The organism is Zoogloea sp. JDB1 (assembly GCF_056724025.1).
On record NZ_CM161496.1, the window covers coordinates 3,971,771 to 3,984,010 of the forward strand.

The 12,240-nt window shown below is 60.7% G+C and carries 11 protein-coding genes; 9 read left to right on the forward strand and 2 right to left on the reverse strand.

The annotated features are described in order from the left end of the window. Positions 1-104 precede the first annotated feature (104 nt). The 4 genes from AC1PPK_RS17960 (at position 105) to AC1PPK_RS17975 (ending at position 4,629) form a co-directional block, all read left to right on the forward strand. Entirely contained in the window at positions 105-1,097 is a 993-nt protein-coding gene (locus AC1PPK_RS17960; protein ID WP_481114378.1) for a GlxA family transcriptional regulator, read from the forward strand. Between the two features lie 115 nt (positions 1,098-1,212). Continuing rightward, positions 1,213-1,734 (forward strand): hypothetical protein, encoded by a 522-nt coding sequence (locus AC1PPK_RS17965; protein WP_481114379.1) that lies wholly within the window; start codon positions 1,213-1,215, stop codon positions 1,732-1,734. Beyond that, complete coding sequence (locus AC1PPK_RS17970) at positions 1,619-2,356, forward strand: response regulator (protein WP_481114380.1); 738 nt, start codon at positions 1,619-1,621, stop codon at positions 2,354-2,356. The genes AC1PPK_RS17965 and AC1PPK_RS17970 overlap by 116 nt, the downstream gene beginning before the upstream one ends. Before the next feature lie 671 nt (positions 2,357-3,027). Beyond that, a complete protein-coding gene (locus tag AC1PPK_RS17975; protein ID WP_481114381.1) occupies positions 3,028-4,629 on the forward strand; it encodes a hypothetical protein in 1,602 nt (533 codons plus the stop codon). Positions 4,630-4,912: 283 nt separating this feature from the next. Here the strand turns inward: AC1PPK_RS17975 and AC1PPK_RS17980 are convergent, their stop codons facing one another. Then, positions 4,913-5,434 (reverse strand): metal-dependent hydrolase, encoded by a 522-nt coding sequence (locus AC1PPK_RS17980; RefSeq protein WP_481114382.1) that lies wholly within the window; start codon positions 5,432-5,434, stop codon positions 4,913-4,915. A 202-nt stretch (positions 5,435-5,636) separates the two neighbouring features. Here AC1PPK_RS17980 and AC1PPK_RS17985 point away from each other — a divergent pair, with 202 nt between their 5' ends. The 5 genes from AC1PPK_RS17985 (at position 5,637) to AC1PPK_RS18005 (ending at position 10,750) form a co-directional block, all read left to right on the forward strand. After that, a complete protein-coding gene (locus tag AC1PPK_RS17985; RefSeq protein ID WP_481114383.1) occupies positions 5,637-6,155 on the forward strand; it encodes a hypothetical protein in 519 nt (172 codons plus the stop codon). Continuing rightward, the gene (locus AC1PPK_RS17990; protein ID WP_481114384.1) at positions 6,152-6,769 is read left to right on the forward strand and encodes a hypothetical protein; all 618 of its coding nucleotides are present in this window, start codon (positions 6,152-6,154) and stop codon (positions 6,767-6,769) included. Before AC1PPK_RS17985 ends, AC1PPK_RS17990 begins: the two co-directional genes overlap by 4 nt. Before the next feature lie 86 nt (positions 6,770-6,855). Continuing rightward, positions 6,856-7,530, forward strand: a complete 675-nt coding sequence (locus AC1PPK_RS17995) for a dihydrodipicolinate reductase (protein ID WP_481114385.1) — start codon at positions 6,856-6,858, stop codon at positions 7,528-7,530. A gap of 259 nt (positions 7,531-7,789) precedes the next feature. Then, the gene (locus AC1PPK_RS18000; RefSeq protein WP_481114386.1) at positions 7,790-8,791 is read left to right on the forward strand and encodes an ABC transporter substrate-binding protein; all 1,002 of its coding nucleotides are present in this window, start codon (positions 7,790-7,792) and stop codon (positions 8,789-8,791) included. 6 nt (positions 8,792-8,797) lie between these two features. Next, positions 8,798-10,750 (forward strand): hybrid sensor histidine kinase/response regulator, encoded by a 1,953-nt coding sequence (locus tag AC1PPK_RS18005; RefSeq protein WP_481114387.1) that lies wholly within the window; start codon positions 8,798-8,800, stop codon positions 10,748-10,750. Positions 10,751-10,861: 111 nt separating this feature from the next. Here AC1PPK_RS18005 and AC1PPK_RS18010 read toward each other — a convergent pair whose 3' ends face one another. Beyond that, positions 10,862-12,217: a DUF1329 domain-containing protein gene (locus AC1PPK_RS18010; protein ID WP_481114388.1), complete on the reverse strand. Its 1,356-nt coding sequence runs from the start codon at positions 12,215-12,217 to the stop codon at positions 10,862-10,864. Between the last annotated feature and the right edge of the window lie 23 nt (positions 12,218-12,240).

Here is a 12,240-nt window from a genome sequence, read left to right on the forward strand (position 1 = left end):
GTTTCTGATCGGTCGGTGGTGATGAATGCGGACGCAGTTTAGAAACCGGACCCCAGTGTGTAGAGTGGCGAAACTGACTATTTCTGTGCGACATCCGCCACTCCATGATCCGTGCCGCCATCCTTGCCTTCGACCAATGCCACGCCTCCAGCGTCGGCGGCTTTGCCGACATCCTGCAGGTCGCCAACGCCCATCTGGTACGCCGGCAAGGCGCGGCAGCGGAACAGTTCGCATGGCAGTTCGTGTCGATTTCGGATCAGCCGGTCGTGGCGAGCAATGGGTTGCCACTGGCAACCCGCAGGCTGGAGCCCGGTGAGCACTACGACCTCGTCTTAGTGCCCAGCCTGCACTACGGCGGGCGGCAGGCCTTTGAGCAGATCCTCGCCGCCCAGGCCGATACCTGCGCCTGGCTGGTCGGCCAGTGGCAGGCCGGCGCATGGATCGCCGCCAACTGCACCGGCACCTTCGTCCTGGCTCAGACCGGCCTGCTCGACGGCAAGGCCGCAACCACCACCTGGTGGCTGGAGCAGCAATTCCGTGCCCGCTACCCGCAGGTGGACCTGCACCTGCGCTCGGTGCTGACCGAAACGGAGCGGCTGATCTGTGCTGGTGCCTCGGCCTCCTACCTGCTTCAGGCCATCCGCGTCATCGAGCGTTTCGTCGGGCCGGCCATTGCTTCGCAGGTGGCCCGCAGCATGCTGATCGACGTCAGCCAGACCAGCCAGGTGCCCTACCTGCCGCTACTGGCCGAACGGCCCCACGCCGATTCGCTGGTGGAGCGTGCGCAGCAGTGGCTGCAGCGCCACATGACGCAGGAACTCCGCATTTCGGCGCTTGCCGCTGCACTGGCGGTCAGCGACCGCACGCTGATCCGGCGCTTCAAGGCCGCCCTGCAGCAAACGCCGTTGGCCTACCTGCAGGATCTCCGCCTCGAAGCCGCCCGCGCCCTGCTCGAAACCGGCGACCTGAGCGTGGACCTCATCGCCGGCGAAGTCGGCTACACCGATACCAGTTCGTTCTCGCGCCTGTTCCGGCAACGCATCGGCATGAGCCCCGGCGCCTACCGCAACCGTTTCCAGATCAACGCAGCACCGTGATGGCTGGCCGCAGCGGAGCCCACGCAACCGAACACGGTTCGTGCTGCCAGGTGTGCGATAGGGCGCATTCCCCGACGGTGTGCAGATACTCATATCGGTGATACTGGTTTCCCGTTTGCCCAGCCGATCCATCGCCCACGCCACCATCCGTATGCCGTCAGCCCAAGGCGCCCTGCCCAGGTTTTCCAGCCACATCTGGCTGACGCTCGGCCTGTTCGTCGTGATGGTGATGACCTTCCTGGTCTACGTGCGCGCCGAGAAGCAGATCGATCACGCCAACGAACTGCGCCACCAGTCCTCTCTGCTCGCCGAGGAACTGCGCCAGTCGTCCGACGACCTGACGCGCATGGTGCGGACCTACATCGTCACCGGCGATCCCCTGTTCAAGGCCCACTACCAGGAGATCCTCGACATCCGCAACGGCCGCCGCGCCCGCCCGGTGGACTACCAGCACATCTATTGGGACCTGGCCCTCGCCGACGACTACCGCCCGCGCCCCGCCGCTGCCGCTGCTGACACTGATGCAGCGGGCCGGCTTCACCGCGGACGAATTCGCCAAGCTGCGCGAAGCCAAGGCCAATTCCGACGCGCTGACGCGTACCGAGTTCGCCGCCATGGCCCTCGTCGAGGCCCGTAGCCCGGACTTCGCGGCCCGGCGCGCAGAGGCCATCCTCATGCTGCACGACGCCGCCTACCACCGCGCCAAGGCCGACATCATGGCGCCCATCGGCGAATTCGAAGCCGTGATGGACCGGCGCACGCTGGACGACGTGCACGCTGCCGAGGCCATCCACATTCGTTCCGCCTTCGGGCTGATGTTCGCGCTGCTCGTCGCGCTGGCCTACAGCGTCCACCGCCGCCAGAAGAAGATCCTGGGCGGATCGGTGCTCGACATCTATGCCGCCATCGCCGACCTTGGCCGGAACGACCAGTCCACCGCCATTCCCCACGTGGAAGGGACGGAAGGCAGCGTTCTCGACCGACTCGCCGACACCCAGGACCGCCTGCTCCAGCTCAGCGCGGAGCACTCCGATTCGGTTCGCGAACAACTGCGCCTCAACCGGGCCCTGCGCCTGCTGAGCGATTGCAACCAGGCCGATCACGCGACGACCCCGATCCTGGCCATGACCGCCAACGCCTTCAACGAAGACCGCCAGCGCTGCCTCGAAGCCGGCATGAACGACCACCTCGGCAAACCCGTCGAACCCACCGCCCTGTTCGCCACGGTACTCCGCTGGCTGTCGACGCCGCGGCGTTGAGGCGGCGAGCCCTGCCCTTCAGCGGCGGACATCAGGATGCCCAGCGCGGAGAAGCACCTGTAGCCCTTCGCGGGCCGCACCACCCCCACCGAATAGAACCCGTTCCCCTGCGATTTGAACCTTTCCTCGCCGGACTTGAACTTCAGCTCCGCGGCATTGAACTCGAGATGCATGGACTTGAACTGTCGGAGCCGCGATTTGAACTCGCGGCCCTCGGATCTGAACCTTCGGGGCTGGGACATGAACATTCGATGCCCAGAGTTGAACCGGTTCAAGTCCGGGCTGAACTGGTTCAACTCCGAAATGAACCGGTTTGACGCAAAGATGAACTCACGATGCTCGGAACATCGTGAGTTCAGATGCGGGAAGCGAGAAATGGACCGAGACGTCCAGCCATGTCAATTATGACGGCTGCAGATCAGTTCTCCTGGCAGGATGCCGCATGATGAAATCATTCGTCAGCTCGACCAGCCACCGAATCAACAAAATTTCATCATCATTTTTATAAAGTTATTTGGTATATTCGCCTGCCAGATAGCAAGCGTATGTACGATGAGACCGATTCATAGGAAACAGGTCGGCTGCCATCAGCCTGAAAGGCTGGCTGAATACCAGATGTGCCCCCCGCAGAGATGAACCATCGGCCCTGCTGGAAAGGTTGAGGAGAACCCGTGAAGCTCTTTTTATTTCTGCTCGCGCTGATTATTTCTACGGGCTTGCCGACATACGCTGCAGCGGAGCAGCCGGCTCAGTATGTGACGCAAATCCTGGAGCCCACCGGCGGCAAGATACTGCGTCCGGTCGACTGGTTCTACTCGGAGCATCATGAGGGAGCCAGCTATACCTGGACCATCTCAAAGGAAGATTCGCGCACCGGTGGGCCATATACGACCGGCGTAAAAATTCAGGCATTCATGGGTGTGAAAGCCATTACCGGCAAGAGCGCCAAAGAATTTATCCTCAACTTTGCGGACGCAAAAAAGAAATCCGTCGAGAAGATTGTCTCAACGTGTGGCGAGAGTATTCAGGGGCTACTTACCCGGATCTGCCTGGAAACCGTAGAGGGACCATACCGGGTCATGTACTCCATGTTCTGGGGTAACGACAACCTGGATCTCGCAATCGTCTCGATATCCGGCACCACCAGAGCACTTTGGGAGACTTATTCGCCAGTCTTCCAGGAAATGTCTGCGATTGAACTGATCGACATGAAACGGTTCAAGCAATCCAATGCGCCGCAAAACCCACTCGATGCAGTATCGGTTTACCTGATTCCCCTCGACGACTTCCCGGAGGACCTTGCCTCGTTGCTGGCCAAGCGGCTTCAACAAGACTTCAATATCCGCGTCAAGGCCTCCCTCCAACTACCCCCGCTCAATCTGACCACGCTACCCGGTACCAATCAATACGTTCTGGAAGATATCCTGTCACTGGGAGCCTCTGCGTCTGCCTCGCTTCCGGAAGCATCGCCAAGCACCTATCGAATATTCCTGACCCTCCGGGATATCAATTCGCGATCGGCGAATTTCCGCTTTCAGTTTTCGGCCCACAACAAGGGCTTGAACAGTTCGGTTATTTCATTGGCACGGCTCCTTGACTACAACAAGGATCAGGCCATGCTTACAGAGCGCGCGTCGACCCGATTATTGAAAATGACGAAACGCGCCATCGGCGAGATGCGATTCGGGTGGCCACGCTCAACCGATCGATCCGACCTCATGTACTCGCCGATCATGAGTCTTGACGATCTCGACAGGCTTGGGCTTGAACACAAGACCGGATCAACTACCGACAAGGCTCTGGCTGTGGAGAGCTACCGAATGCTTGGCGTCACGATGCTGCAGCCCGATCTCGTTCTATCCCAGCGCATATCGGACCCGAAAGTATTGGCAGACTACATTTCCCTGCTCAGCAATACGCTTGGGGAAAACGTGAAATCGCATTCCCCGGCCTCCCCTGCCGGCGGGCACATCGTCGTCGGAATTCGGCCTGGGAAGAAGTCGAAAGTCTGGCTTGCCCTGGAACCCTCTTTGCCAAGGCCTCTTGCGAACAAACTCATCACTGCCGCGCAGTTGCTTCCCCCACCGCAGGTCAAGGGCGGCACCGTTGTGCTCGGCATCAAGGCGAGTTTCTGGGGGGGAGCGGCAGAAGGGATCCAGCCTTATCCTGCTCAGTGGCGCACAATTGCGAAAAAATCCTCGCAGCCTATTGAAGCTGGGAGGCTTGCCGACCTGGCCTGGGGAACGGCCAACGACACCAGATCTCACCATTAGCAGGTTGATGCGGCCCCTGGGGAACGACCGATCCTCCGCCTGTCGTAGCCGTATCCCCTGAAGCCCAGGCACAGCCATGCATCAGTCCAAGCATCGTCGAGCTCGTTTGAGCGCCGTCAGGCCGCAACCTTAGGGAAGGAAAACCGGATCGCGCGGCGGCCAAGCGGGCTTTCGAGGCGATGATGCAGATGGGCACGATCGACATCGCGGCGATCGAGGCGGCACGGCACGGCTGGACCTCCTCCTTGCCGCAACGGGCACCCGGCAGCCCCCGCCTCGACGGCTATCGGGTTGCCGAACGCACGCACTCCATGATCCACGCACAGTGAATCCCGTGGAACCAGACGTAATCCGCGCACGCAAAAGCACCAATCCAAGACGCGGCAACGACGAGCAGATCGCAGCGCCCGCTCTTCCACCAATTGAGGGAATGGCGGCAACACAGCCACGGCACACCGAGGGGGTTGGGCCAATCGGCCAACAGGTGCATCAACCCGCCGATGGCAAAGCCCAGGCCCAGCGGCGCCGGCGTGCTTTTGCCGAGTTGCTCATAGGAATAGAAAAGGAGCGCGATCCAGGCCAGGCCCCAATGCGTCAGGGTCCGGTGGGTGATCCATAAACGGCGCGACCTAGACCACCAGGCCACTTCCAGCCAGTCGGGTGCGGTGCTGCCGATAAAGCCCATCAAAAAGCTCAACGCGCTCCACATCTGATATGGGCCACCCGCGCCGGCGTGGGCGACCACCGCAGCCGCGATTACCGCTGCGGCCCAACCTGTGGCGTGATGCGCTTTGTTTGAAGCCATTGCTCGACGACGTGCATTTCCCGCAAGGGAAAATTGGGGGGTCGTATAGTGGCAGAGTATTGAATAAAAATACAGTTCTGAGCAGTATCGGCATCTTATTGACTGGCAGCCATGCCGGCGCCCAGCGCGTCAGGGAGCGAGCCTTGCGCAAGCAGCCTCGCTCCCCTATAAGAAATGCATGAGCGTCCTTGGGGAGGTTGCCATGAACTCGTGCAAGGTGCGGCGTTGGATCCCGGCAACTCTGTGCAAGGCCATCTTGTGCTTGGCCATCGGTGTGGCCGGCATATCTGCAGCACAGGCGCAACAGCAGACGCCGCCAAAGGCGGCGGAGCTACGGATGTATAAGCCCATCGATGCCAGCAAATTGACGGTCGAGAAGCATGAGGCTTTCAAGGCCAATGTGTTCAGGGGCGTCAGCTTGTCGCCCGAGCAACAGATGACCGTGATCGGGAATCTGGGAAGCCTGGGGTGCACCCCGACGAAAATCATGCAGCAAACCTTGCCGACGCCGCCGGGTCTGACCACCGGGGACGCGTGCCGGAGCAACTATGCCGGTACGCCGCAAGAATTGCGGGCATTGCGCAAGGTGCTCACAGAGCTGATCCGCAGGAACAACGCCGCCGACCTTGCCCCTTTCGAGGCGGGCATTCCGAAGGACTGCCCTTACAAGGAGCTGTATTACTACCTGGACCTGCTGGCCCAGGTCACGGGAGGGGCGTGAGCATGTCGGTGGCGATACGAATGCTCGCTGGTGCATGCTTGTGCTCGGTACTGGTCGGCAACCCGACGACCACCTTGGGGGCGGTCATCGACATCAGTGGTACTGCAAAGAAATACGCGGTCGGGGCTCAGGAAACGAGCACACCGACAATGCCCCAAACCCTGGTGGAACTGGACCAGAAGGACCAGGCGGCCCACATCCAATGGCAACGGGACTACGAGAGGCGCGGCTGGGAATGGCATCTGTTCTCCACGCAACTCCTGTTCTGCATCGTGATGGGTATCGTCGCTTTCGGACTGTGGATCACCTACCTGCAGTTCAAGCGCGACTACACGGGCCGAGCGCATGCCAAAAAGGCGAAAGCTGCCAATGCACAGGCTGGGCAGGCGCCGGCCGCCGAATCCACCAGCGAAGAATCTGCCCCACCCACAACAACGAATTCGACCCTCAAGATCGGGCCCGCAGGCATGGAGATGACGTCGCAGATCGTAGGCCTGCTGGTGCTGGCGCTGTCGGTGGCTTTCTTTTACTTCTATGTAAAAGAGGTCTATCCCATGCGCGAGATCGAACGCGACAAGGTGACGCCTTCCGCATCCACCACCGCGGAACAGTAGAGGACATCGACGAGTCCCTGAATCCCTCCAACACAAGCTCACGCCCTTCCCTCACAATCTCCCGCTTTCAATCTCAAGCGGTAGTCATGCAAGTCATCATCGTAGGCGCCGGCAAGCTGGCGAAGGAGCTGCTCGGCTCGCTGGAGCTGGACACGCGCTACCAGGTCGTTTCGTGGGAAGAACGGGCTTCGGGCGATGGGCAGGCCATCGTGGTCCATGCGGGGTCGGGGCGGGAGTTGGCGGAGGTGAGTGCGTTCTGTGCAGACACGGGGTCGCCGCTGATCGAGCTGTCCACCGGGTCGGACGTCGAGGGCGGCGAGTTCGGGTTTCCGGTGGTGTTGTGCCCCAACACGAACATCCTGATGCTCAAGTTCATGGCGATGCTGGAGGCGTCGGGGCCGCTGTTCCACGGCTACAAGATCGAGCTGGTGGAATCCCACCAGGCATCGAAGACGTCGGTGCCGGGCACGGCGGTGAGCATGGCCCATGCGCTCGGACTGGCGCCGGAGGCGATCCAGTCCGTCCGCAAGCCGTCGGTACAGCACGACACGCTGCACATCCCCGAGAACCAACTCGCCCGCCATGCCTTCCACCGCATCCGCATCGAGGATGGCGCGTGCAGCGTGCAGATGGAGACACGCGTCTATGGGGATACGCCTTACGCCAGCGGCGTGGCGCGCATCGTCGAGGCGGTGCATGCGCATCGGCTGGAGAACCGGGTTTATCCGGTGATGGAGTTCATCACCAAGGGCTGGCTATAGGTGCTTACGGGGATCGCATCACGGCGTTGGGGACGCCGGCCGAAGCGACGTGTGTCGCCAAATCAGGTACCTGGATGCAGAAGAAGTTTGCCCGGTCATTCCACGCCCGCACGGTTCTACCGTCCCTGTTGAAGCATGGAGTATTCGGGTCCAGGCTGAGGCAGTGCAGCACTTCATAGCGACAGCCCATCTTGGGATGAGACGCTCCCTGACAACGCGGGATGCATACGGACGCCTGCGATGAAAAAAGGGGAGCACGATGTGGAAAGCACTGCTGGCCATCACTGCCGCGCTGATCATAGCGGGTTGCGACGACTCCACACCATCAAACCCGACCCACACTGCAACGGCAGCGCCCCAGAAGATGAGGGTTGCCTACACCTACCAACCGCAAAGCACGTTGATCCATGTGGCGGCCGCACGGCGCTATTTCGCTGAAGAGGATCTGGATGTGCAGTTGCAGCAGCATACCCATGGCAAGGCGGCACTGCAGTCGGTTCTGGATGGACAAGCCGACATTGCTACCGTGGCGGAAACGCCGGTGATGTTCAGCATCCTCAGCGGCTCCAGGATCTTCATCCTTGCCAATATCGAGTCGAGCACCCTCAACAACGCCATCGTCGCCAACATGGACGCCGGCATCAAGACGGCGGAAGACCTGAAGGGAAAGCGCATCGGCTACACCGCCGGCACCACCTCCGAATTTTTCCTCGATTCGATGCTCACCGCCAAAGGTCTGGGCAAAGGCGACATACGGGCCGTGGCGCTGAAGCCCGATGAAATGCAACAGGCGATGCTGAACCGGCAAGTCGATGCGGTTTCGACGTGGAACTATCCCCTCACCCAGATCAAGCATCAGTTGGGCACCAGCGGCGTGGTGTTCTATGACCGACAGATCTACACCGAGACTTTCAATATCGCGGCCAAGCAGGACTTCGTAGGCCAGCACGCCGAAGCAGTCAAACGCTTCCTCCGCGCGCTGATCAAGGCAGAGGAGTTTGTCGAGAAATACCCGGCGGACGCGCAGAACATCGTCGCCGCAGCGGCAAAGATCGACACGCAGCTGGTTCGGGAGGTCTGGGACGCCTTCAATTACAAGGTCGTCCTCGACCAGACGCTGCTGCTGACCTTGGAAGATGAAACCCGCTGGGCGCTGAAGAACAAGCTCACCGAACAATCGGACATGCCGGACTATGCGAGCTACGTCTATCTGGACGGACTCCTGGCAGTGAAGCCGGATGCAGTTTTCATCCACAAGTAGGGTCCCATGAGCGTTTCTGCCAAATTAAGGATCCTCTCTGCCCTTGCTGCCGTGGCGCTGCTGGCATTAGGCGGAATTCTTGTTGGTGCATTTCGTGAGTTCAATTTCGCCAAAAGCAATGCGAGGCTGGCCAATGCGCTCAGCGACAACTATTTCCAGCGGGCCACGTTTCGAGACCAGTATTTCCTGTTCCGCGAGGATCACCTGCGGGCCTCATGGGAAAAGAAGAAACGGATCGCCGACGCATTGCTGGACGAGGCTACCGACAAGTTTACGCGGGACAAGGAGAAGCGGCTCCTGGCTCAGTTGCGCAGGAATGCAGACGACGCAACGCAGCTGTTCCATCGGATCGTGCAGAACACGGATGCCATGAAAGCCCCGGGTGCCAACACGCTCATCCTCGATGAGTTCGACAGGCGGCTGTACAGCCAGCTGTTGATGAAGGCCAACGGTCAGCAGAATGCAGCGCTGGCCCTGCAGAACGCGACTGACGAGCGCGTCGAAGCGACCTACCGACGCTTGTCCATCACGGTGATTCTGTTTGCCTTCACGCTCGGCATCGGCTCCATCCTGATCACCCTTTATCTGAGCAAACTATTGCGGGAACGCCTGCTGCCCTTGCACGACGGCGCGCAGAAGATCGCCGACGGGAACCTGGAATACCGGATCGAGGATAGCGGCAGCGATGAGTTTTCCAATCTGGCCCGGTCGTTCAACGGCATGGCCATCAAGATCGGGGCGATGCAGCTGGACCTCGCCAACCGCGCCGAAGCGGCTGAGGCCGCCAATCGTTCCAAGAGCGCCTTTCTCGCCAACATGAGTCATGAGCTGCGGACCCCCATGAACGGCATCATGGGCATGATCGAGCTTGCGACGCACCGCGCCACCGATCCGAAACAGCTCGGCTGGCTCAACAACAGCAAGACATCGGCCAGACACCTGCTGTCGATCATCAACGACATTCTCGATTTCTCGAAGATCGAGGCCGGCAAGCTCACGCTGTCGGAAGACGAGCTGGATGTCCGCGTCCTGCCCTTCAATGTCTGCTCAATGGTCGCCGAGGCGGCCGACGCCAAAGGACTCCAACTCAAGACTGACGTGGCGAGCCTGCCGGCCCGATTGCTGGGTGACTCGACTCGCCTGACTCAGGCGCTGCTCAACCTGGTCGGCAATGCCGTCAAGTTCACCAGAACGGGTTCCGTCACCGTACGCACCCTCCAGGAACACGAGGACGGCGACAGCGTCGTGCTCCGTTTCGAAGTCATCGATACGGGTATCGGCATCTCCCGGGAGACGATGAGTCGATTGTTTACTCCGTTTGAGCAGGCTGACGCATCCACAGTCCGCAGTTTTGGCGGCACGGGCCTCGGTCTGGCGATCACCCGGCGGCTGGCCCAACTGATGGGCGGAGACGCTGGCGTGGAGAGCGTTGTGGATGAAGGCAGCACCTTCTGGCTTACCGTGCGCCTGCGGAAGACGGACGGCGACAGCCCCATATCCGTAGCGACTTCGGAGGCTGCGATGGCCAAGCAGTTGCGGGAGCTCCATGCCGGCACGCGGATATTGGTGGTCGAGGATAACGAAGTGAACCAGATGGTCGCCCAAGCGATGCTCGAAGAGATCGGCCTGGTGTGCGACTTTGCTGACGATGGCGAGATTGCCGTGGCGAAGATTCGCGATGCCCAGCCAGGAACATACGCTTTGGTACTGATGGACATGCAAATGCCCAGGATGGATGGGGTAAGCGCAACAAAGTTCATCCGCCAGCTCGAGGGCGGAAGGGAAATCCCCATCGTCGCCATGACCGCCAATGCATTCAGCGATGATGAGGCGCGGTGCATGGCGGCCGGAATGAATGATTTCGTATCAAAGCCCGTAGCCCCGGACAAGCTCTACGGCGCGCTGCTGAAATGGCTGGCGGTAGTTCCCAGCTGCCGGAGAGCTGGGTCTATCCGGTGAAGGCGTTCATCACGAAGGGCTGATTGTGAGTGCTGCCCTGCCCGCCCTGCAGAGCCGGCTGGATCAAGGGCCCGGAGTCCCGCGACCCAGCCGGAGAAGGCTCAATACGCGTTATCGATCGGCGTCCGCAGCAGCGGCATCGCCGGTAAAGAACGACTCATTCTTGCGGGACACCACCTTGTAGGTTTCGTCCTGGAACAGCCCCTGCACCGTGCTCATCGTCCCTGCCTGGAGGTTGTAGATGGTCACCGGCTTGGCCAGCACCGCCGGCACGGCAGGCACGAAGAAGGTGGGAACGACAGAGGTTCGCCACAGCTTGCCCTCCGAGTCATAGCCGTCCATCAGCACCAGCAGCCAGGTATCCTCGTCGAAGTAGTACTTGCGCTTGGGTACCGCGTGGCGCTTGCCGGAGACGACGGTGGCCTCCACTTCCCAGACGCGGTGCAGCTCCCACCGGAGCTTGTTCGAGTTCAGATGGAATTTGTCGAAGGCTTCGGATTCCTTTGCCGTGACGAGTTCGTTGTTGTTGTACGGGATATACATCTCCCGCTTGCCTACGAGCTTCCACTCGAAACGGTCCGGGTGCCCCATGAAGCCCATGACCTCGTCGAAGTAATTGGCACCCGACGAGACGAAGTCCGGCGTGTCGTAGGCCACTGTAGGCGCCCGGCGGACGCGACGTTGCCCGACGAGATACTGCCAGGCCTGACGCGGGAGCTTGGCGTTGATGCTGTCGCGCAGAACCAGGGATTCACCCGCCTTGAACGGGGGCGCGGTGGTGTTGAAGCGCTGCAGGAAATACTCCCCTGTCCAGTTCTTTGCCGAGCCGTCCTTGTAGTAATAGGGATGCTGGAAGAAGTTATCGGTGCGCGTGGCCATCGTCCGCGCACCGTTCGAGGTCCCGACGATGTTCTTTGAGCCGAATTCGACAGACTCGGGTTCGATGCGGAGGATATAGTTCCAGATCACCTCGATACCGGTCTTGGGAATCGGGAACGGAATGCCGCCGAAGCAGCCTTCCACCGACATCCCTGCGTCTATCGTCTTGCAGCCGGTGGCGTTCCTGGCCGTTCCATCGTAGACGTACTGCGGCGCGACGGCCGTCCGGTGGGTGGGGAAGACATTGACGTGATAACTGTCCGGGTATTTCTTCAGCAGCGCCATGGTGCCTTCGGAAAGCTTGCCCGCGTATTGAGCCATGTTCGATGCAGAGATCTGTACAGCGGGCTTTTCTCCCGGAAACAGATTGACCGGAATGTCGCCGACCCGGGGGCCACTGACCTTGCTGCTCCCGCCGCCGCTCCAGGCAGGGATGCTGCCGTCCTTGTTGCCGGCCTTTTCGCCGCCAAGGGGCGTCAGCGTCGTCTTGAGCTGGGCCGCCTCATCCGCCGAAACGGAGGCGACGGCCAGTTGAAACGGGAACAGTGCGCTGGCTACGGCCAGACAAATCATTGTTTTGCTCTTCATGTTGGGATTCCTCTTTTGGCGGG

Excerpts from the sequence above, each read along its gene's own strand:
- AC1PPK_RS17960 (WP_481114378.1), top strand. The coding sequence starts at position 105 with ATGATCCGTGCCGCCATCCTTGCCTTCGACCAATGCCACGCCTCCAGC.
- AC1PPK_RS17980 (WP_481114382.1), bottom strand. The coding sequence starts at position 5,434 with ATGGCTTCAAACAAAGCGCATCACGCCACAGGTTGGGCCGCAGCGGTA.
- AC1PPK_RS17995 (WP_481114385.1), top strand. The coding sequence starts at position 6,856 with ATGCAAGTCATCATCGTAGGCGCCGGCAAGCTGGCGAAGGAGCTGCTC.
- AC1PPK_RS17985 (WP_481114383.1), top strand. The coding sequence starts at position 5,637 with ATGAACTCGTGCAAGGTGCGGCGTTGGATCCCGGCAACTCTGTGCAAG.
- AC1PPK_RS18010 (WP_481114388.1), bottom strand. The coding sequence starts at position 12,217 with ATGAAGAGCAAAACAATGATTTGTCTGGCCGTAGCCAGCGCACTGTTC.
- AC1PPK_RS18000 (WP_481114386.1), top strand. The coding sequence starts at position 7,790 with ATGTGGAAAGCACTGCTGGCCATCACTGCCGCGCTGATCATAGCGGGT.
- AC1PPK_RS17970 (WP_481114380.1), top strand. The coding sequence starts at position 1,619 with ATGCAGCGGGCCGGCTTCACCGCGGACGAATTCGCCAAGCTGCGCGAA.
- AC1PPK_RS18005 (WP_481114387.1), top strand. The coding sequence starts at position 8,798 with ATGAGCGTTTCTGCCAAATTAAGGATCCTCTCTGCCCTTGCTGCCGTG.